The 20,365-nt window shown below is 74.9% G+C and carries 14 protein-coding genes; 8 read left to right on the forward strand and 6 right to left on the reverse strand.

Annotated features, from left to right (window positions below; translation table 11 throughout):
- A complete protein-coding gene (locus tag BLU95_RS45320) occupies nt 1–4,455 on the forward strand; it encodes a caspase family protein (RefSeq protein WP_093863516.1) in 4,455 nt (1,484 codons plus the stop codon).
- Nucleotides 4,456–4,543: 88 nt separating this feature from the next.
- Here the strand turns inward: BLU95_RS45320 and BLU95_RS35035 are convergent, their stop codons facing one another.
- From BLU95_RS35035 to BLU95_RS35050, 4 genes are all read right to left on the reverse strand, one after another.
- The gene (locus BLU95_RS35035) at nt 4,544–4,765 is read right to left on the reverse strand and encodes a hypothetical protein (RefSeq protein WP_093863517.1); all 222 of its coding nucleotides are present in this window, start codon (nt 4,763–4,765) and stop codon (nt 4,544–4,546) included.
- Nucleotides 4,762–5,214: a hypothetical protein gene (locus tag BLU95_RS35040; RefSeq protein WP_093863518.1), complete on the reverse strand. Its 453-nt coding sequence runs from the start codon at nt 5,212–5,214 to the stop codon at nt 4,762–4,764. The genes BLU95_RS35035 and BLU95_RS35040 overlap by 4 nt, the downstream gene beginning before the upstream one ends.
- Nucleotides 5,215–5,433: 219 nt before the next feature.
- Entirely contained in the window at nt 5,434–6,942 is a 1,509-nt protein-coding gene (locus tag BLU95_RS35045) for a sensor histidine kinase (protein WP_093863519.1), read from the reverse strand.
- Nucleotides 6,939–7,682 (reverse strand): response regulator transcription factor, encoded by a 744-nt coding sequence (locus tag BLU95_RS35050; RefSeq protein ID WP_093863520.1) that lies wholly within the window; start codon nt 7,680–7,682, stop codon nt 6,939–6,941. Before BLU95_RS35050 ends, BLU95_RS35045 begins: the two co-directional genes overlap by 4 nt.
- Nucleotides 7,683–7,882: 200 nt before the next feature.
- Here BLU95_RS35050 and BLU95_RS35055 point away from each other — a divergent pair, with 200 nt between their 5' ends.
- Nucleotides 7,883–8,845, forward strand: a complete 963-nt coding sequence (locus BLU95_RS35055; RefSeq protein ID WP_093863521.1) for a D-2-hydroxyacid dehydrogenase family protein — start codon at nt 7,883–7,885, stop codon at nt 8,843–8,845.
- A gap of 153 nt (nt 8,846–8,998) precedes the next feature.
- On the opposite strand, the gene BLU95_RS35060 is transcribed toward BLU95_RS35055, so the two are convergent.
- The gene (locus tag BLU95_RS35060; protein WP_093863522.1) at nt 8,999–10,591 is read right to left on the reverse strand and encodes a M4 family metallopeptidase; all 1,593 of its coding nucleotides are present in this window, start codon (nt 10,589–10,591) and stop codon (nt 8,999–9,001) included.
- Between the two features lie 197 nt (nt 10,592–10,788).
- Here BLU95_RS35060 and BLU95_RS35065 point away from each other — a divergent pair, with 197 nt between their 5' ends.
- Nucleotides 10,789–12,183 carry a hypothetical protein gene (locus tag BLU95_RS35065; RefSeq protein ID WP_159425120.1) on the forward strand — a complete coding sequence of 465 codons (1,395 nt, stop codon included), beginning with the start codon at nt 10,789–10,791 and terminating at the stop codon, nt 12,181–12,183.
- A 22-nt stretch (nt 12,184–12,205) separates the two neighbouring features.
- Here BLU95_RS35065 and BLU95_RS35070 read toward each other — a convergent pair whose 3' ends face one another.
- The gene (locus tag BLU95_RS35070) at nt 12,206–14,359 is read right to left on the reverse strand and encodes an AMP-binding protein (protein ID WP_159425121.1); all 2,154 of its coding nucleotides are present in this window, start codon (nt 14,357–14,359) and stop codon (nt 12,206–12,208) included.
- Between the two features lie 370 nt (nt 14,360–14,729).
- On the opposite strand from BLU95_RS35070, the gene BLU95_RS35075 reads away from it, so the two are divergent.
- The 5 genes from BLU95_RS35075 to BLU95_RS35095 all read left to right on the forward strand — a co-directional run bounded on the left by BLU95_RS35075 (nt 14,730) and on the right by BLU95_RS35095 (nt 20,358).
- Nucleotides 14,730–15,599: an ABC transporter ATP-binding protein gene (locus BLU95_RS35075; protein WP_093863525.1), complete on the forward strand. Its 870-nt coding sequence runs from the start codon at nt 14,730–14,732 to the stop codon at nt 15,597–15,599.
- A 328-nt stretch (nt 15,600–15,927) separates the two neighbouring features.
- The gene (efeO, locus tag BLU95_RS35080; protein ID WP_093863526.1) at nt 15,928–17,067 is read left to right on the forward strand and encodes an iron uptake system protein EfeO; all 1,140 of its coding nucleotides are present in this window, start codon (nt 15,928–15,930) and stop codon (nt 17,065–17,067) included.
- A 142-nt stretch (nt 17,068–17,209) separates the two neighbouring features.
- The gene (efeB, locus tag BLU95_RS35085; protein WP_093863527.1) at nt 17,210–18,514 is read left to right on the forward strand and encodes an iron uptake transporter deferrochelatase/peroxidase subunit; all 1,305 of its coding nucleotides are present in this window, start codon (nt 17,210–17,212) and stop codon (nt 18,512–18,514) included.
- 49 nt (nt 18,515–18,563) lie between these two features.
- On the forward strand, nt 18,564–19,448 hold the full coding sequence (gene efeU, locus BLU95_RS35090) for an iron uptake transporter permease EfeU (protein WP_093863528.1): 885 nt from the start codon (nt 18,564–18,566) through the stop codon (nt 19,446–19,448).
- 262 nt (nt 19,449–19,710) lie between these two features.
- The gene (locus BLU95_RS35095) at nt 19,711–20,358 is read left to right on the forward strand and encodes an HNH endonuclease family protein (RefSeq protein WP_093865362.1); all 648 of its coding nucleotides are present in this window, start codon (nt 19,711–19,713) and stop codon (nt 20,356–20,358) included.
- Nucleotides 20,359–20,365: the final 7 nt, after the last annotated feature.

The following is a 20,365-nucleotide window of genomic DNA, read 5'->3' on the forward strand; positions in this document are numbered from 1 at the left end:
ATGGGCGGGTTCGCCGCACTTCTGATCGGTGCCAGCGACTACGAAGGAGAGGAGTTCATCACCTCACTGCCCTTCGTCCCCCAGGATCTCGAACGCCTCGACGGGGCCCTGCGGGCGCGCGGCTTCCGGGTCGAGCGGCCTGGAGTGAGTGGCCGGACGGGCTGGAACTTCGTGCACGGCGAGGTGACGCGCTTCCTGGAGGAGGCGCCGTCCGGCGCAACACTGCTGATCTGCCTGAGCGGACACGGCCTGCACGCCCGGGGCGTGGACTATCTGGTGCCGGAGGACCTGCGCCGGTTCCGGAAGCCGCCGTGGAAGGGCTGCGTCGCCATCGACTGGCGCCGCGAGATCGAGAGCAGCCGTGCCGCGGCGGTGCTGTTCCTCGTCGATGCCTGCCGGGAGGGGGTGGGTGACGACACCATGGGCGGAGCGGCCGCCTGGCCGACCAGGAGGGCCAGGGCCGTCAAGGCACAGCAGGTCGCCCGCCTCTACGCCTGCGCGCCCGGGGGGCTCGCGCACTTCGCCACCTCGGGGAGCGGCTCGTTCAGCCTGTTCTCGCGGGCGGTCCTGGAGACGCTTCGTTCGCACGACGGCGAGTTGACCCTGGAGCAGCTGGCGGAGGCCGTCCAGCACCGGATCGGGGAGCTCCACAGGGAGCACCGCAAGCTGGGCGCCCCGCAGGAGGTCCGGGTCCTCTCCGACACGGACCGGACGGCGTTCGTGGTCGCCGGCCCGTTGCTGGAGCCCGCCCCCGACCCGGTCGACGACGGCCCGGTCGACGAAGGCCCGGTCGACGACGAACCGGTCGCGGCGGACCGCCCGCCGGCCGTGCCCCACCTCCACGACCTCGTGGGCCGCGCGCTCTTCCAATGGAAGTCCTACGGGCGGACCGAACTCCTGGCGGAGTACGCCGCGCTCGGGCCGACCGCCGAACTGCTCGACCTCGCCGCCCGGTTGGAGGACGGAGCGGTCGCTGCGATGTGGGACGCGGCGGCCGGACTCCGCCCCGTCGACCCGCTGCTGGAGCTGGTCGGCGCGCTCTGCGCGGCCGGTCGGAGCGAGGTCGCGCACCGGATCCTGGAGGCGGCGGCCGCGCGCCCGGTACCCGAACTGCCGCTCGTGCTCGCCGGACTGGCCGCGCTCGCCGGTCCCGTCGACGAACCCGGACCCGCCGGACTGCCGGCCGACACGGTCGAGGCGCTGCGGTCGACGCTGCTCCGGGCCCTGGCCGCGCTGCCGGTGGACGGCTGGGCGGCGTGCGTCGTGGAGCTGCACCGGGCCGGACTCGCCGCCGAGGCGGCCGGGGTGTCCGACGGGCCGAGGCCGGTGGAGGACCTGCCGCCGCTGCTGGCCGCGCTGGACGCCGAGGAACTGCCGGCCGAGGTCGAGCGGTTGGTGCGGGCGAGGGTGGCCCGGCTCGGTTCCGGGGCGGTGGACGGCCTCCTCGTGGAGCTGTCCCGGGCCGGGGCGGTCGAGGCCAGGGCGACGGCGCTCGCGGCGGTGGCGGAGTGGCCGGTGTCGTCGGTCGCCCATTGGCTGCGGTCCGCGAGGGTGCGGGATGGCCTCGACCGGGACGCGGCTTCCGTCGTCCGGGCCCTGGTGAGTCACCGCGAGGTCCAGAAGCTGCCGAGGGTGTTCCGCGAGGCCGGCCTGCAGAGGTTTCTCCAGCTGTTCCGTGAGGAGTGTGCCCAGCGGGAGCCCCGCGCCCTGCATCGTCTGCTGGACGTCCTGTGGCACACCGTTGACCGCGACCTCGCTCCGGCCCGCGCGGACGCCGTCGCCGTCGTCCGGCGCGCGGCCGAATTCATGCGGCCGGAGGACGCGGGTGAGCTGACCGTCCTGCTCTGCGGTCACGGGCCGCGAGAACTGCTCGACCCCTTCCTGGAGCGGCTGTGCGGGGAGCCGCCGGACCGGGTGGCGTACGCCCTGGTCCGGGTCTGGGAGCTCCCGACCGTGGGGCGGCCGGACCACGACCCGGTCACGGCCGCCGTGTCGGTGCTGGGCCGGCGGTACCCGGCCGAGGAAGTGCGCGTCCTGCTCGGGGAGCTGGAGCAGCGACGCCTGTCCGCCGTCACGGCCCGGCTCCGGGACGCCCTGGTCCGCGACCGGTCGACGCTGGAGCTGCTGACCGTGCTGGCGGAGGCGCCGTCGACGGAGCGTGATGTGTTCCTGCGCCGGATCCTCGTGCTGCGCCGGGAGCCGGGCCGGCTCGCCGAACTGCTCGACGCCTGCGGTGAGGAGCGGTTCGCGTCCCTGGGCGACCCGCTGGCGCGGGCCGTCGTGGCCGAGTGCGAGGCCGCCGAGCTGGCGGGTGTGCTGGTCGAACTCCGGGCCCGGAAAGGGCTGGCCGGGGAGCGGCTGCTGCGCGACCGGCTCGGGCCCGTCGCGAGCACGGCGGCGCCCGCCCCGCCCCGGGAGCCCGTGCCGGTGCTGCCTCCGCTGCCCCGGGAACCGCCCCGGGAACCGCACCGGGGTCCCGGCCCGGCCCCGGCCCCCGGGCCCGACCCCGTTCCCCTCCGCCCGGCCGCGGACCGGGGCGCCCTGCTCGGCCTGGCCTGGCGAGGATCGCCCGGCGAGGTGGCCGAGCTGATCGTCGCCCTCGACGCCCAGGGGCCCGGTGCCGGTGCGGCGGTCGATGTCGACGAGCTGCTCCGTACATTCCTCGACGCCGGACCGGTGCAGCGGAGCGGAGCGCTGATCGGGGCTCTGGGGGCCGAACACCGTGGATCCCGCCCCGGCGAGCAGCTGGTCGAGGCGCTCAGGGCGCACGCAGCCAGGCTGTTCGCGGCGGCCCGGGCGACCGGCTCCGAGCAGGGCACCTCCTACCTGCTGGACGCCTTCCTCGGCGGGCCGCCGATCCTGCCGCAGGAGTTCCGTGCCCTGATCGGCGAACTGCGCCGGACCGGCGGTGGACGGGAGGCCGGTCTCCTGCTGGAACGGCTGGGGAGCGAGCGGCCGCCCCCGGTCGTCGTCGGCCTGCTGGAAGCGCTCCGGGACGACGAGGCGTTCGAGGTGCTGTGCCGGGCGGCGGCCGGGCGGCCGGTCCCGGAAGTTGCCGAGGTGCTGCGCAACTTCCGGCTGGAGCGGCCGCGGCGGGGGCAGGCGGTGCAGCGGTTCGTGGAGCACCTCGCGCGGGCGACCCCACCGGACCGGTTCGCGGAACTTCTGGTGGAACTGCTCGTCGGCCGGCAGGGTGTCGTCGCGGGTGCCGTGCTGCAGGCCGCCCGCTGGACCGGTTCCGAGGAGGAGCTCGGCCGGCTGTTCACGGCGCTGGCCACCCGGGGCGAGGAGGCGCGCGGCGTCGCGATGGACACGCTGGCCCCGGAGCTGTTGACCTACCAGGCCGACTGCGTCCTCGCCCACCTGCGCCGGAACGGTGACGAGCAGCTCGGGATGCCCCTGCTCCGCGTCGGCGCGCGGAGGGTCCACACCCCACTCTTCTGGGCCGGACTGAACGAGCGCGGCTGGTTCCGGTACGCGGCCGCCCTGGTGGACGAGGCCCCGCCGGACGCCCCGCTCGTGGCCTGGTACCGGCAGCTGTACCGGACGGCGCCCGGCCTGGACCGCGCGGCCCTGCGGCGGGAGGTCGGGGCGGACGGCCCGGTCGGGGAACTCGCCGGCCGTGCCGCCCGGGGCGAGCCGGTCAGGGCGGCACTGGCGGCGGCGGCCCTGCACCGGAAGCCCGCGGACGTGGTCGGTCTGCTGGCCGCGCTGGCGGACCTGCCGCCGGCGCGGCCCGGCGCGGGGCCGTACCCCGATCCGGCGCCCCGGACCGCGGTGGCGGCGCGGCAGGCCGAGCTGTTGGCGATCCTCGCGGCCGCCCGGCCCCCGGCGGAACTCGCCCTGATCCTCCGGGCCCTGCGGGAGACGGGCCGGCCGGCGGAGGCGGAGCGGATCGTCGACCACCTGCTCGCCGACGAACCCGCCGACCGGGTCGCGGCGCTGCTGGACACGCCGTTGCCGGTGGTCGGACCGACGGACCGTGACCCCGCCGGACGTTCGAACGGGACGGCGGAGCTGCTGGCCAATCGGATGCTGGCGGGTGACTCGGTGGCAGATGTGATCGGGCGCCTGCTGAGGATGGGCTGGCGGAGGAGCGCCGAGGTGCTGGCCACCGAGCTGTCCGCCCGGGGCAGGACCGGTGCGGAGATCGCCCGGGCGGCGGCGAGCCTGGTCGACCTGGCGCCGGAACTCAGCCACGCGATGACCGTGACCGTCTGCCGCCACCGGCCTCCGGAGCACGTCGCCGACTTCCTCCAGCACCTGGATCCGACGGGCCGGGGAGCGCCGGTCGGGGAGGCGATCGAGATGGTCCGCTCGGGCCGTCCGGACGACGACGTGGCCGAAGTCGGGCGGATGCTGGAGCAGCGGGGCCTCCGGGAGTTGGCGGCCCGGTTGTCGGGGCCGGCGGAGCCGCCCGGCCGGCGGCCGCGGTGGGGCCGCCGCAGGCACTGAGAGCGGGGGCGTCCGACGGCCGGGGTGCGCCGGGCCGGCCCCCACGACCGGCCCGCCACATCCCAGTTGCAGCCTCCCGCCCCCCGGGTCAGCCGTTCTCGGCCGCCGTGTCGGCGTCGGCCGCGGCGGCGGCGCTCTCGGCGGCGTCCAGCTTCTGCTGGAGGTCCCCGGGCGGCGCGTCGTCGGCCGTACCGGGTGCGGCCGCGCCGGGGGCGGCGTTCCCGGGTGCGGCCGGGCCGCAGCCGGTGAGCAGTGCCGCTCCGGCCAGCAGCACGGCCGCGAGCACCCCGGCGGCGGGCCGGCGGGTCACTTGCCGGCGCCCTTGCCGTGGGCGGCGCACCAGGTCGCCACGGACTTGAGGTCGTCCTGCCGCGACTTCAGGGTGCCGACCAGGGCCTTGCGGGCGGTCAGCCGGCCGTTGAGGTAGGTCTCCACCTCGGTGTGTCCGGCGGCCTTGGCGTTGGCGACCCGCTGCTCCAGCCGGGCGACGGAGCCGGCCACGGTGGCGCTCCCGTTCAGCCGGTTGAGCGCGTTGGTGAGGTGCCCCTCGGTGCTGGGCAGCCGCTTGCAGATGGTCCTGGCCCCGTCACCGGTGGGCGTCGGCAGGGCGGTCGGCGAGGTGGCGGCGGCCGGCCCGGTGCTCGGGGCCGCCGGAGCGGCCTGGGCGGCGGGCGTGGTGGCCAGCAGCGCACCGGCCAGGGCGAGGGCACCGAGCGCGCCGGCCCGGCGACCGGAGGGGAGGCGGTTGACTGCGGGCATGTGACGTCCTCTCGTCGGCCCGGACCCGGACGGTCCGGTGCGGTCGGGTCGGACGGTAGAGCGCGTTCTTGTGGAATCCCTGTGGAACGGCCGCGGCTCCAACGGGTCCGTTCAGCCTCCCGGGTCCGTTCAGCTTCCCGGGTCTGTTCGGCTTCCCGGGTCCGTTCAGCTTCCCGGGTCTGTTCGGCTTCCCGGGTCTGTTCGGCTTCCCGGGCCCGTTCAGCCTCCCGGGCCCGTTCGGTGCCCCGGACCGGAGAGCCAGTCCCGGCGGGCCGGGAGTTCGAGGGTCGGCGCGTCCGGCCGGGGGAGCGGGAGGAGCACCTCGGCCCGGCAGCCGGCGGCGCCGTCGGGCGGCGCGGTGAGGGCGGCGCTCCCCCGGTGCAGCGCGGCCTGCTGGGCGACCAGGGTGAGCCCGAGGCCCGAACCGGGACTGTCCCGACGGCGGTGGAAGCGCTGGAACACCGCCGTCCGGCTCTCCGGCGGCACCCCGGGACCGTTGTCGTCCACGGTGAGTCGGGCCTGCGGGCCCTCGGCGGAGAGCCGGACGGCGACGCGGGCCGGGACGCCGTCGGCGCCGCCGTGCACGGCGGCGTTGCCGAGGAGGTTGGCGAGCATGATCCGCAGTCCGGACTCCCAGCCGAAGAACCGCAGTTCGGCCGGGGCGTGCACGGCGAACTCGGTGCCGGGGTGGCGGCGGCGGGCCTCCACGACCGCCGCGTCGACGAGTTCGGCGAGGTCGAGCGGCTGGAACGCGTCCAGCTGGACCAGGTCGCCCCGGGCCAGGGTGCTGAGCGCGGTGAGCAGGTCGAGCAGTCGCGCGTGGTCCTGCCGCAGCTCCGTCACCACCTCGTCCCGGTCGGCGGCGGGCAGGTCCGGGTGGGCGGCCAGCACGTCGAGGTTGGTGCGCAGGCTCATCAGCGGGGTGCGCAGCTCGTGCGAGGCGTCGGCGGAGAACGCCCGTGCGGTGTCGAGCGCCTGGGCCGTCCGCCGGGCCTGTTCGTCGTAGCGGGTGAGGAGCAGCGCGAGGGCCGAGGACAGCTCGTCGACCTCGGCCGTCCCGGTCCGCTCGGGGACGAACCCGTGACCGCCGGGGCCGTGCGGAGCGCCGGCGGGTGACGCCGCCGGGTCCAGCCCGGCGGCGCGGCGGCTGAGCCGCCGCAGCGGGGCGGTGGCCCGCTCGGCGAGCGCGAAGCCGAGCAGCGCGGAGACCGGGGCCGACACCAGGGCCACGAGCAGGACCCGCCGCCGCACCGCGGCCGCCTGCCGGTCGGCCGGTCCGGTGGGGGCGATCACCTGCAGCAGGCCGGCGCCCTTGCCGTTCCCGCCCCCACCGGCCGCCCGGGTGAGGACCCGCCAGGAGCCGGCGCGGTCCCGGACCGTGACCGGCCCGCCGCCCGGGTCGCCCGGGAGGACGCCGGCGTCGTCCGGCTGCGGGCCGACGGACAGCAGCACACCGCCGTCGGTGCCGGTCACCCGCACCCCCAGGTCCAGGGCGGCGTCCACCACCTTGCGCTGCTGGTTCTGCTCCACCTTGGGCCGGCCCTTGCTGTCGGCGGCCACCAGCGCCCGGACGCTCGGCAGCAGGGCGGCCGCGCGTTCCCCGAGCCGGGCGTCCTGCTGGTGCCGCAGGTCCCGGCCGACCAGCGGCAGCAGCAGCAGACCCGCGAGCACCACCAGCAGCGGCACCACGGCCGCCGCCCAGAGCGCGATCCGGGTGGAGAGCCTCACCGCGGGGCCTGCCGCGATCCGTCGGGTCCGCCGGGTGTCCGCAGCACGAAGCCGACGCCCCGGACGGTGTGGATCAGCCGGGGCCGCCCGCCGGCCTCGGTCTTGCGCCGCAGGTAGCTGACGAAGGTGTCGACGGCGTCGCTGCGCACCTCGACGTCGTAGCCCCAGACGCGCTCCAGCAGCAGTTCGCGCGACAGCACCAGGCCGGCGTTCCGGGCCAGGTGCGTCAGCAGTTCGAACTCGCGCCGGGTGAGGGCGAGTTCCTCGCCGTCCAGGTGGGCCAGGCGGGTGCCGGGGTCGAGGCTGAGCGGGCCGGCGAGCACCCGGTCGTCCGGCTGCGGCGGCCGGCGGCGGAGCAGGGCCCGCAACCGCAGGACGAGTTCCTCCAGGGCGAACGGCTTGACCAGGTAGTCGTCGGCGCCCGCCTGGAGTCCGGCGACCCGGTCGGCGGCCTCGTCGAGCGCGGACAGCATCAGCACCGGGAGGTCGTCGCCCCGGGCGCGCAGGCGGCGGCAGACCTCGACGCCGCCGATGCCGGGCATCGACACGTCGAGCACCAGCACGTCGGGCGGTTCGGTGGCCATCCGGGTCAGCGCCGCCCCGCCGTCCTCGGCGAGGGACACCGTGAAGCCGCTCAGCCGAAGTCCGCGCTCCAGCCCCCGGCGGATCGCCGCGTCGTCGTCGACCACCAGGACCCGCCCGCCGGTCCCAGTCGTGTCCCCGGTCCCACTCGCCCGCATCGGCGCCTCCTCCGTCCGGCCGCCGACCCTCTCACACCGGGGCGCCGCCCGGCCCCCGGGGGTCTCCCGGACCGGCCCGGACGGCGCCGGTCGAACGGGACGGTGACGGAACGGGAGAGCCGGTGACGGAACGGGAGAGCCGGTGACGGAACGGGGGAGCCGGGCCGGGCGGTGCCGGGCGGGTCTGGAAGAGTGCGGGCATGACACTCCGCTGCGCCGTACTCGACGACTTCCAGGGCGTCGCCACCACGATCGCCGACTGGTCCCCCGTGGCCGACCGGGTGGAGGTCGTGACGTTCCGCGAGCATCCGGCCTCGGTGGCGGAACTCGTCGCGGCGGTCGCCGATTTCGACATCGTGGTGACGCTGCGGGAGCGGATCGCCTTTCCGGCGGAGGTGTTCGAGCGGCTGCCCCGGCTGCGGCTGCTGGTCGCCTCGGGGATGCGGAACTCGGTGATCGACCACGCGGCGGCCCGCGCCCACGGGGTCACCGTGTGCGGGACGGCCAGTTCGTCCACGCCGCCGGTGGAGCTGACCTGGGCGCTGCTGCTCGGGCTGGCCCGCGGCCTGGTCGAGGAGAGCACGGCGCTGCGGAACGGCGGGCCGTGGCAGAGCACGGTGGGCGCGGATCTGGCGGGACGCCGGCTGGGCCTGCTGGGCCTGGGGAAGATCGGCGCCCGGGTCGCCCGGGTGGGGCTCGCCTTCGACATGGACGTACTGGCCTGGAGCAGCAACCTCACCGGGGAGCGGGCGGCCGAGGTGGGCGTGCGCCGGGCGGGGTCGAAGGAGGAGCTGCTGCGGGAGAGCGACTTCGTCTCCGTGCACCTCGCGCTCGGGGACCGCACCCGGGGGCTGCTCGGCGCGCCGGAGCTGGCGCTGATGCGGCCGGACGCGTACCTGGTCAACACCTCCCGGGCGGCGATCGTGGACCAGGGGGCGCTGCTGGCGGCACTGGCGGCGGGGCGGATCGCGGGCGCGGCGGTGGACGTGTTCGACCAGGAGCCGCTGCCGGCGGACGACCCGGTGCGGACGGCGCCCCGGCTGCTGGCGACCCCGCACCTGGGGTACGTGTCGCGGGACAACTACCGGCGCTACTACGGCGAGGCGGTGGAGGACATCGCGGCCTTCCTGGCCGGGGCGCCGGTCCGCGTGCTGGGCGACTGACGACCCTCGGACGCCGGTCCGCGTGCTGGGCGACCGATGACCCTCGGACGCCGGTCCGCGTGCTGGGCGACCGACCGACGGCCCCCGGGGGCCGTCGGTCGGCGGCCCGCCACCCCCACGACGGGGTGACGGGCCGCGGTGCGGGCGCCGCGGTCAGGAGACCGAGACAGCGCTCCAGGCGGCCGCGACGGCCTTGTACTCGGTGCTGGTGGCGCCGTAGAGGTCCTTGGCGGCGCTCAGCGAAGCGGCCCGCGCGCCCTTGTAGTTGGTGGTGGAGGTCATGTAGACCGTCAGCGCGCGGTACCAGATCTTGGCGATCTTCTGGTTGCCGATCCCGGTGACCGTCGAACCGTTGCAGGTCGGGCTGTTGTAGCTGACGCCGTCGATGGTCTTCGCGCCGCTGCCCTCGCTGGCGAGGTAGAACCAGTGGTTGCCGACACCCGAGGAGTTGTGCACGTCGAGCTGGCCGACCTTGCTGGTCCAGCAGTCGGCGGACCGGCCGTCCAGCGAGGGCTTGTCGAAGCGGCGCAGCCACGGCGGGGTGGACTGGTCGCTGAACAGGTAGTCGCCCTTGTCCACCGGGTTGTGGGCGTAGAACTCGACCATGGTGCCGAAGATGTCCGAGGTGGACTCGTTGAGGCCGCCGGACTCGCCGCTGTAGCGGAGGTTGGCGGTGGCGCTGGTGACGCCGTGGGTCATCTCGTGGCCCATGGTGTCGAGGTCGACCTGCTCGGGGTCGGTGACGCCGTCGCCGTCGCCGGTCATCATGCAGAAGCAGCTGTCGGACCACTGGGCGTTGTCCCACTTGGTGCCGACGTGCACGAAGACGGTGGCGCCCTTGCCGTCGTTCTTGATGCCGCTGCGGTTGAAGGTGTTCTTGTAGTAGTCGTACGTCCAGGCGGTGTTGGCGTGGGCGTCGACGGCCGCGGTGGCGCGGTCGGTGGAGAACTTCTTCCCGTCGCCCCAGACGTTGTCGGTGTCGGTGAAGAGGGTGCCGGAGTTCGCGTTGAGCGAGCCGGCGGCGACGTTGCGGGCGTCCTTGGTGATGTGGCCGCGGGTCGGGTCCTTCAGCGAGAAGCCGCCGGTCTGCGCGGTGGTGTCGATGGTGATGTCACCGGTGTACTCGGAGTGGCCGGTGCCGGTGGCCTGGTGCTCGGCGTCGTAGGCCTCGATCTGCTCACCGGTGTTGGCGTCGGTGACGACGATCCGGCCGGCCGGCTGGCCGTGGTCGCCGGTGCCCTCGACGGTGGTGCGCCAGGCGAGGCGCGGGGTGCCGTCGGCGGCCCAGACGACGAGTTCGGGGCTGCTGGTGGCGTCGCCGACGCCGGGGGCGGCCTCGAGCGCGCGGCCCGCGGTGAGCTGGGCGGGGATCTTGGGGACGATCGTGCGCACGGCGGCGTCGTGGGCGGCCGCGCGGGAGGAGTCCTTGAGCCGGCCGCGGGAGTCCTGGTGGACCACCAGGTCGCCGCCGACCACGGGCAGGCCGAGGTAGGTGCGGTCGAAGCGCACGTGCTGGGTGCCGTCGGCGTCCAGCACGACGTCCTTGACGACGAGGTCCTGGCCGTCGGCGAAGCCGAACACCGAAGCGTTGTGCGCGACGTTGGCCCGGGCCTGGGCGATCGCCGCGTCACGGCCGGCGGGGGCGGCGGACGCGGTCCCGGCGGTGACGGTGGCGGCGACGAGGGCGGCGGTGGCGGCTATGGCTCCGGCCGTGAGGAAGCGGCGAGATGAGGAGGTGGGGCTCACTCTGACTCCAGTCGGGGATGCTGCGTGATGCAGGGATGAGAGCTGGGTTGAGATTGACGGTGCGCAGTCATCCAGGGCTAGAGCGAACGTCAGAACTTTGCCAATTCGTGTCCTGTACTGATCAAATGTGATCGCTTTTGAGTTGTCTGTTCACGTTCGGGCCGGGCGCGGCGGTGCCGTTGCCGTACGCTCGCGGAATGGACGGATGGGTGGGGGCCTGGACCGGCGGCCGGCGCGCGGTGCACGTCGGCAACGTGGCCGACTTCAACGAGCAGTTCCTCCTCGCCCCGCCCGCCGGCAGGCGGTTCGCCGTCGGGAGGTTCGGGACCGGCGGCTCCGCCCCCGCGCCGACCCCCGCCGAGCGGCGCGCCGACCGCCTCCGCCGGGCGCACCACTACGCCGGACTGGCCGTCGGCTACAGCCCCGAGCCCGCCGCACTGGTCCTGCCCGCCGAGGTCGACCGGGCCTGGATCGACTGGCTCGCCCGTGAACTGGACTGGGGGCCGGTCGAGCTGTTCGACGGCGTCGCCCCCGGCGGCACGGTCGCCGAGGCCCTCGCCGCCCGCCCCGCGCTCGCCGAACGGCTCGCCACCGGCCCCGGCCCGGTGCTGTTCTGGGGCCGCACCCCCGACCGGGGCGAGGGCCCGGAGCTCGCGGCCGTCCGCCGCTTCGAGGCCAAGGACGCCGCCAACGGTCTCTTCGCCGCGCTCGCCCAGGACCACCCCGGCGTGCGGGTGCCCCGTCAGGAGCCCGTCGACGGCCCGCGCGCGGCCGCCCGGGGGCTGGCCGCGCGGGCCGCCCGGGGCCTGGTCACGGTCCTCAAGTCCCCGCACGGCGTCGGCGGTCGGGGCACCGTCGTGGTGACCCCGGAGGAGGTGTCGGCGGCCGGCGGCGCCCGGGCACTGCTGCGCCGACTGGTGCGCGAGGACGCCCTGCCGCCCGGCGGCCCGCTGCTGCTGGAGGAGTTCGTGGACGGCGGCCCGGCCGGCGCCGGCCGACTGCGCGACCTCACCTTCGACGCGGTGATCGGCGCCGACGGCCGGGTCCACCCGGTGGGCGTCGGCGAGATGGCGGTCGACGGGACCCGCTACCAGGGGGTGACGGTCGGTCCGGGCGTGGTCCCGCCCGGCGCCGCCGGGACCGCCGAACGCTTCGGCCTCGCGGTGGGGGAGCGGCTCGCCGAGGCCGGCCACCGCGGCTGGTACGACGTGGACTTCGTCACCGACCGGGAACGCCGGCTCGCCCCGACCGAGGCCAATCTGCGGCTCACCGGCCCGGCGGTCGCCTTCGTCCTGCGCCACCGGCTGGACCAGGTGCGCGGCCCCGGCCACCTGGTCCGCACCGTGGACGCGATGCCGCTCGGGGCGCGGCTCTCCCAGGAGGCGCTGCACGGGCACCTGGACCGGCTGCGCCCGGCCTGCGCGCGGCTCGGGGCGACGCTGCTGCCGCTGATCGTGACGGCCGGCCACGAGCCGGAGCCGGCCGTCGGGCTGGCGCTCGCCGCCCGCAGTGTCGAGGCTCTGGACGCCGCGCAGGCCCTGCTCGGGGCGGCGCACCACGCGCTGGGCCGGATGTTCGAAGCCCTGCGCTGAACCTCCGGCCGGGCCCCGGCGCTCAGGGCCGCTTCGCCGGCTTCGGGCGCCAGGTCAGGAACCGGACCAGGATCGCGGCCGAGACCATCAGCGCGATGTTGAACACGAAGACCAGCCACGCCTGGGCGTGCCAGTCGGACGGTCGGGTGGTCCGGTACAGGTTGTCCTGCGGCCACCAGGAGGCCAGCAGCCAGAACACCGCCAGGTGCGCGGCGGTCGAGAGGCCGGCCGGCCGCCCCATCCGCGCCGTCGCCCCGGCACCGGCCAGCAGCCAGGCCACACCCAGTCCGAACGAGGCGCACTCGAAGAAGTAGAGCACCCGGAAGAGATCGTCGTACGGGGCCGGAACGGCCGAGACGTCCGTCGAACCCGGCCAGAGGCTGTTGGTGAGCAGCCCGGCGACGACCGCCGCGGGCACCCCGAAGCCGACCACGCCGCAGCCCAGGGTGGAGTCCACCCTGGCGGAACCCCCGCTCCCGCCGCCCTTCCAGCTCCGGCCGCCCTTCCCACCGCCCGACCGGCGCGCCGGTGCGGCGTGGTCGGCCGGCGCGGGCAGCGGCAGGGCCGCCCGGTCCAGCTTTCCGGCCCGGGTGCGCGGCAGTTCGGGCACCGGGACCACGGCGGCGGGCGCCTCCCCGTCCGGCAGCAGCGCCTTCAGGGCGGCCGTCAGCGACCAGCCGTCGGTGTCCGGCGCGCCGGGAACGGCGACGGCGTACCCGACCAGCTCGCGGCGCCCGGGCGCCACCTCCACCTCGGCGACCGCCGCCTCCCGGATCCCGGGGCGGGCGCGCAGCCGGGCCTCGGCCCGGGCCGCCCGGGCCACCGTCCTGGCGACGGTGTCGGACAGCCGGACGTCGGTCGGTCCGACCACGCCCGCCGCCCGGCCGATGAACTCCAGCGTGCCGTCCGCCCTGAACCGGCCGAGGTCGCCGGTCAGCAGCACCCGGCCGTCCGTGTCGTGCGCCGAGTGCACGAACCGGCGGGCCGTCTCCTCGGGCCGGCCGGGGTAGCCGCGGCCGAGTCCGGGACCGGCGAGCGCGATCTCACCGATCGTCCCGTCCCGCAGCGGGGTGCCGTCCGGGGCGAGCACCAGCACCCGGGCGCCGGGGAACGGCGCGCCGATCAGCGACGGCGCCGTTCCGCGCAGCACCTGGTTCTTCTCCCCGACCTCGAACCAGGTGCTGTCCACGCCCGCTTCGGCCAGCCCGTAGACGTTGATCACGCGGGTGGACCGGCCGAGCAGCCGTTGCAGCGCCAGGTGCTCGTCCAGCCACCACTTCTCGGCGCCGACGGTGAGCACCCGCACCCCCGAGAGCGGGCTCCCGGCGCGGTGCGCGCTCGGCCCGGCGGCGGGCGCCAGGTGGGCGGTCAGCCTGCGCGCGGTGCGGGTGTTCAGCTCCAGCACGGTGATCCGCTCGGCGGCGATCAGCGGCGGGAGGTCGGCGATGTCGGCGGCGCGGTCCAGGGTGAGGTTGCGCGGTGCGACCACCAGCGTGGCGCCGGAGCAGAGCGCGCGCACCCAGTCGGCGGTGAACACGTCGAACTCCAGGCTCGCCGTGCTCAGGATCCGGTCGGCGGGCGTCAGGCCGTACACCGTGCGCCAGCCGTGGTGGACGGCGAGCAGATTGCGGTGCGAGAGCTCCGCGCAGCGCGGCGCCCGGGTGGTGCCGGAGGTGGTCAGGACGACCGCGGGGCCGTCCGGGTCGAGGTCGACCGTGGGCGGGCCGGCGGGTGCGGCCGCCACGGCGGCCGCGGCCGAGTCGAGGCAGACGAGTTCCCGGGCCCCGGCGTCGGTCAGCCGGATCCGGTGCGCCTCCTCGGTGACGACCAGGGCCGGCGCGGCCTCGGCGAGCACGTGTCGCAGCAGCCCGTCGGGTGCGCCCGGCTCCAGCGGGAGGTAGGCGGCGCCGGTCTTGAGCACGGCGAGCAGGGCGACGTACACCTCGACCCCGCGGCCGAGCGCCACCGCGGCCAGGCCCCCGGGCCGCAGCCCGCGTTCGACCAGGTGGTGGGCCAGGCGGTCGGCCCTGGTGTCGAGTTCGCCGTAGCCCACCTCCCTGCCGGCCCAGCGCAGGGCGACCGCCCAGGGCGTGGCGCGGGCGTACTCCTCGAACCGTCCGGGCAGCGTCCCGGCGCGTCCGGTGCCGAGTTCCGGCGGTGTGTCCGTTCCTGTCATGCCCCGTCCCCTCCACCCGCATCCACCTGGCTGTGGCCCCGCCCCGCTTCCACGGGCCGCGGGTCCGCTTCCACGCCCCCCGTACCGATTCCCCGGGCCGCCGGTCCGCATCCGTGCCCCGCACCGCTTCCACGAGCCGCCGGTCCGGTCCGGTTCCACGGTTCGCGCACCGATGATGGCGTCAACTGCCGCCGGACGAAAGGGGGGTACGCACGGAGCCCGCGCCGGGCGGCTGTCCACGGCTCGGACGCCGGACCCGTTGCCGGGGGCGACGGTTGTACTCTGCACGCGGACGGTCGGCGGCGGCCCGTCCGGTGCGGCGCCGCGCCCGCGACCCAGCCCGGCACCGGACCCCAGGAGGACCGCCCGCATGAGCACGTCCGACCCGCGCCCGCCCGCCACCGGCTCGCCCGCCGCACCGGCGGAGTCGTCGGAGGCCCCGACCCCGCTGCTGCGCACCCGGGCGGTGGATGTCGTCCGGGACGGCCGCTACCTGCTGCGCGGGATCGACCTCGCCATCCACCCCGGCGAGCACTGGGCACTGCTCGGCCCGAACGGCGCCGGCAAGTCGACCCTGCTCGCCCTGCTCGGCGCCGTCTCCCATCCCACCCGCGGCGAGGTGGACGTGCTGGGCCGCCGGCTCGGCCGGGTCGACATCCGCGACCTGCGCGCCCACCTCGGTCACGTCAATCCGCGCCACCCGCTGCGCTCGCCGCTGACCGTGCGCGAGGTCGTCCTCACCGGCGTCACCAACACGATCGAGCCGGACCTGCACCGCAAACCCGCCCCGGAGGAGCTGGAACGGGCCGAGCTGCTGATCGAGACCCTGGGCATGACCGCGGCCGCTGAGTCCCCGTGGACGACGCTCTCCCAGGGGGAGCGGGGTCGGGCCCTGATCGCCCGGGCCCTGATGCCCAGTCCGCGGCTGCTGCTGCTCGACGAGCCCGCCACCGGGCTCGACCTGACCGCCCGGGAACTGCTGCTGGACAGTCTGGACCTGCTCCGCCATCAGCACCCGGAGCTGGCGAGCGTCCTGGTCACCCACCATCTGGAGGAGCTGCCGGAGTCCACCACGCACGCGCTGCTGCTGCGCGCCGGGGAGACCGTCGCGGCCGGCCCGGTGGACGAGGTGATGACCACCGAGCTGGTGAGCGCGACCTTCGGCCACCCGATCCGGATCACCCGCCATGACGGCCGCTGGAGCGCCAGGGCCGCCGCCCGGCGCACCCCGACGGGCTGAGCCCGGCGGTATCGGACAACGCCTTCCCAGGGGCATGCACCCACCGGTGCGTGCCCCTTTACCACTTCTTTGCCATTCGTGCCACCTCCGACCGAGCCGCCGGTGGCCGGAAATCGTCGGTGGACCGACCACCGGGAGGCCGGAGCCCTTGTCCCACCTGCACCGTTTCGTGACCGACCCCGGGGTGGACGGCAAAAAAAGATATCCCTAAGGTATGCCTTAGCTAAGTGGACGGGGGTACCGACGGCGTCGTTGCTCCCTGTCCGCGCTCAGCCCTGCCCTGAAACACCCTGCCCTGAAGCACCCTGTCCTGACCGCTGGAGCCCGCATGTCCGCCCGTCGTTCCACCGCCGCCACGCTGCTCACCCTCGCCGTGGCGACCGCCGCCCTGGCCGGCTGCTCGCAGAAGAAGGACGACAAGGCCGCTGCCGACGCCGTCAAGGTCAACGCCACCGACACCGCCTGCGAGGTCTCGAGGACCACGTTCCCGGCCGGCCACGTCAGCATCGACATCGCCAACAAGGGATCCAAGGTCACCGAGGTCTACGTCTACGCCGCCGGTGACAAGATCGTCACCGAGCGCGAGAACATCGGCCCCGGCACCAAGGCCACCATCACCGCCGAGATCAAGGCCGGCTCCTACGAGGTCGCCTGCAAGCCCGGCATGGTCGGCGACGGCATCCGCCAGAAGATCACCGTCACCGGCGACGCCTCCGCCGCCCCCACCGACCCCCGCCTGACCGCCGCCGTGGACGCCTACCGCACGTACGCCCAGGAACAGGCCGACGCCACCGTCCCGGCCGTCGAGGCGTTCGCCGCCGCGATCAAGGCCGGCGAGCTGGACAAGGCCAAGTCCCTCTTCGCGCCCTCGCGCATCGGCTGGGAGCGCACCGAGCCGGTCGCCGAGAGCTTCGGCGACGTCGACCCCAAGACCGACACCCGCGAGGACGGCCTGGAGCCCGGCCAGGAGTGGACCGGCTGGCACAAGCTGGAGAAGTCCCTCTGGGAGGACGGGAAGATCGGCGACGACGAGAAGAAGCTCGCCGACCAGCTGGTGGCCGACCTCAAGGACTGGCAGAAGAAGATCCCCGAGGCCGAGATCACCGCCACCAGCATGGCCAACGGCGCCAAGGAACTGCTCGACGAGGTCGCCACCGGCAAGGTCACCGGCGAGGAGGACCGCTACAGCCACACCGACCTCGCCGACTTCGCCGCCAACGTCGAGGGCGCCAAGAAGGCCTACGAACTGCTCAAGCCCGTCGCCGCCGAGAAGGACGCCGAACTCGCCAAGACCCTCGACTCCGAGTTCGCCGCCATCCAGACCCTGCTCGCCAAGTACAAGCAGACCGACGGCAGCTACACCTCCTACGACAAGGTCACCGACACCGAGCGCAAGACCTTCTCCGACGCCGTCAACTCCCTCGGCGAACCCCTCTCCAAGCTCGCCGCCGCCGTGGTCGTCAAGTAACCACCGCGGTCCGGTGCGCGCCGCCGTCCGCGGCGCGCGCACCGGATCCCGCACCGCGCACCACATCCGGTACTCCGCCGTGGCGGCCCCAGCGGCCGCCACGGCATCCGTGAGTTCAGCACAGAGAAGGGTCCGCCCGCCCATGGACGCCGAGAACCAGCAGCAGCAGAACGAGACGCCGGCCGCCGCCGAGGCCGCCGGCCGCGCCCCGGTCAGCCGCCGTGCCGTCATCGGCTGGGCCGGTGCCGGGGTCGCGCTGGGCGCCGCCGGTGTCGGCTCGGTCGCGGCCGCGACCCGCCAGGACGACGACGACACCCCGGCCGCGCCCGCCGCCACCGCGGACATCCCGTTCTTCGGCGACCACCAGTCGGGCATCGCCACCCCGGTCCAGGACCGGCTGCACTTCGCCGCGTTCGACGTCTCGTCGAGCGCCACCCGCGACTCGCTGGTCCGGATGCTGAAGGAGTGGACCAAGGCCGCCGCCGCGATGACCGGCGGCCGCGAGGTCGGCAGCGGCGCCGCCAGCGGTCTGCCGGAGGCGCCGCCGGACGACACCGGCGAGGCCCTGGGTCTGCCGGCCTCCCGGCTGACCCTCACCATCGGCTTCGGCCCGAGTCTGTTCGAGAAGGAGGGCGTGGACCGCTTCGGCCTCAAGGCCAGGCGGCCCGAGGCCCTGATCGACCTGCCGAAGTTCAAGGGCGACAACCTCGACCCGCAGCGCAGCGGCGGCGACCTGTGCATCCAGGCCTGCGCCGACGACCCGCAGGTGGCCGTCCACGCGATCCGCAACCTGGCCCGGATCGGCATGGGAACCGTCAACATCCGCTGGTCGCAGCTGGGTTTCGGCAAGACCTCGTCCACCACCCCGGACGCGCAGACCCCGCGCAACATGATGGGGTTCAAGGACGGCACCCACAACATCGCCGGCACCGACACCGTGAAGCTCGCCGAGCACGTCTGGGCCGCGCCCGGCGAGGGCCCGGACTGGATGACCGGCGGCTCCTACCTGGTGGCCCGCCGGATCCGGATGCACATCGAGACCTGGGACCGCACCTCGCTCAAGGAGCAGGAGGACGTCTTCGGCCGCACCAAGGGCGAGGGCGCCGCGTACGGGAGGACCAAGGAGCACGACGCCCCGGACCTCAAGGCGATGCCCGCCGACGCCCACGTCCGGCTGGCCCACCCGGAGTCCAACGACGGGCTGATGATCCTGCGCCGCGGCTTCTCCTTCACCGACGGCACCGACGGCCTCGGCCGGCTGGACGCGGGCCTGTTCTTCCTGGCCTACCAGCGGGACACCCGCAAGGCGTTCGTCCCGCTGCAGCAGCGGCTCGCGGCCTCCGACGCGCTGAACGAGTACATCCAGCACGTCGGTTCGGCCCACTTCGCCTGCCCCGCGGGCGTCCGCAAGCCCGGCGAGTGGTGGGGCCAGGTCCTCTTCGGCTGACCTCCCGCCCGTTCCGCCCGTACCACCTCCTCACCCCCAGGGAGCCGGCGTGTTCGCCAACTATCTGATCGGCCTGCGCGAAGGACTCGAAGCCAGCCTGGTCGTCTGCATCCTCATCGCCTACCTGGTCAAGACCGGCCGCCGGGAGAAGCTCCCGCCGGTGTGGACCGGCGTCGGCGCCGCCGTGCTGCTCTCGATGGCCTTCGGCGCGGTGCTGCAGTTCGGCTCCTCGCAACTGTCCTTCGAGGCCCAGGAGGCCCTCGGCGGCTCACTGTCGATCATCTCCGTCGGCCTGGTCACCTGGATGGTCTTCTGGATGCGCCGCACCGCGCGCCACCTCAGGAGCGAACTCCAGGGCAAACTCGACGCCGCCCTCGCGATGGGCACCGGCGCACTGGTCGCCACCGCCTTCCTCGCCGTCGGCCGCGAGGGCCTGGAGACCGCCCTGTTCATCTGGACCGCCGTCCAGGCCACCGAGGACGGCTACAACCCGATCATCGGCGCCGCCCTCGGCCTGCTCACCGCCGCCTTCCTCGGCTGGCTGTTCTACCGCGGCGCCCTGAAGATCAACCTCGCCAAGTTCTTCACCTGGACCGGCGCCATGCTCGTCGTCGTCGCCGCCGGCGTCCTCGCCTACGGCGTCCACGACCTCCAGGAGGCCGGCTGGCTGCCCGGCCTGCACACCACCGCCTTCGACATCTCCACCACCGTCCCCAAGGACAGCTGGTACGGCACCCTCCTCAAGGGCGTCTTCAACTTCCAGCCCGACCCCACGGTGTTCCAGCTGGTGGTCTGGCTCGCCTACCTGGCGCCGACGCTGGCCTACTTCTTCGGTGTCCTCGGCGGCCCCGCCAAGCCCGGCACCCCCGAGCCCACCGGCACCACCGGCAGCACCGGCACGACCGGCAGCACCGAGGCCCGCCCCACCGCCTGACACCACCGGCCCGCGCCACCCGGCGCACCCACGCCACCCTCACCACGCCCCGCCCGGCAACCCGGGCGGGGCGTCGGCGTTCCCGGGCCGAGGGCAGCGGGTCGGTAGTGTCCTGACGGTTTGTGTACCTGACATCCGGTCAAAAAATTCACCTCTCGGATCTACCCGCGTAAACCCCTGGGGCGACATGCTGGTCGACAGCCCGGGCCGGTTCCCGCCCGGGGGCTTTCCCCTGCCCTCCTCGACCCAGGAGTACTTCGGCATGTCCGCGATACGTGTGCCCGGCCGCGTCCTGGCCGCCGCCTTCGGCGCCCTGCTGCTCGCCCTCACCACCCTGCTGACCGGTGCCGGCACCGCCCGGGCCGCCCTGCCGACCCCGGTCTCGGCCGCCACCGCCCGCGGCTACCTCGCCGCCGTCACGGTGGCCGCGGAGTCCCACGACTCCACCTACGACCGCGCGCTCTTCCCGCACTGGATCACCATCTCCGGCACCTGCAACACCCGGGAGACGGTTCTCAAGCGCGACGGCAGCAACGTCGTCACCGACTCCGCCTGCGCCTCCGTCAGCGGCAGCTGGGTCTCGGCCTACGACAACGTCACCACCACCAGCGCGTCGAGCTTCGACATCGACCACCTGGTGCCGCTGGCCGAGGCCTGGCGCTCCGGCGCCTGGGCCTGGACCACCGCCCAGCGCCAGGCCCTCGCCAACGATCTGGTCCGCCCGCAGCTGATCGCCGTCTCCGCGAGCTCCAACCGCTCCAAGGGCGACCAGGACCCGGCCCACTGGCTGCCGCAGACCTCCTACCGCTGCACCTACGCCCGTGCCTGGGTGCAGGTGAAGTACTACTACGGCCTCTCGGTCGACAGCGCGGAGAAGAGCGCGCTCTCCTCGATCCTCAACGGCTGCTGAGGAAACG

Origin of the sequence: Streptomyces sp. TLI_053 (assembly GCF_900105395.1) — a bacterium.
Classification (GTDB): Bacteria; Actinomycetota; Actinomycetes; order Streptomycetales; family Streptomycetaceae; genus Kitasatospora.

What these genes read in the sequence shown, in the direction of transcription:
- BLU95_RS35040 (WP_093863518.1), bottom strand. Translation starts at nt 5,214, where the DNA reads ATGCCCGCAGTCAACCGCCTCCCCTCCGGTCGCCGGGCCGGCGCGCTC.
- BLU95_RS35050 (WP_093863520.1), bottom strand. Translation starts at nt 7,682, where the DNA reads ATGCGGGCGAGTGGGACCGGGGACACGACTGGGACCGGCGGGCGGGTC.
- BLU95_RS35055 (WP_093863521.1), top strand. Translation starts at nt 7,883, where the DNA reads ATGACACTCCGCTGCGCCGTACTCGACGACTTCCAGGGCGTCGCCACC.
- BLU95_RS35075 (WP_093863525.1), top strand. Translation starts at nt 14,730, where the DNA reads ATGAGCACGTCCGACCCGCGCCCGCCCGCCACCGGCTCGCCCGCCGCA.
- BLU95_RS35070 (WP_159425121.1), bottom strand. Translation starts at nt 14,359, where the DNA reads ATGACAGGAACGGACACACCGCCGGAACTCGGCACCGGACGCGCCGGG.
- BLU95_RS35095 (WP_093865362.1), top strand. Translation starts at nt 19,711, where the DNA reads ATGTCCGCGATACGTGTGCCCGGCCGCGTCCTGGCCGCCGCCTTCGGC.
- efeO (WP_093863526.1), top strand. Translation starts at nt 15,928, where the DNA reads ATGTCCGCCCGTCGTTCCACCGCCGCCACGCTGCTCACCCTCGCCGTG.
- efeB (WP_093863527.1), top strand. Translation starts at nt 17,210, where the DNA reads ATGGACGCCGAGAACCAGCAGCAGCAGAACGAGACGCCGGCCGCCGCC.
- BLU95_RS45320 (WP_093863516.1), top strand. Translation starts at nt 1, where the DNA reads ATGGGCGGGTTCGCCGCACTTCTGATCGGTGCCAGCGACTACGAAGGA.
- BLU95_RS35065 (WP_159425120.1), top strand. Translation starts at nt 10,789, where the DNA reads ATGGACGGATGGGTGGGGGCCTGGACCGGCGGCCGGCGCGCGGTGCAC.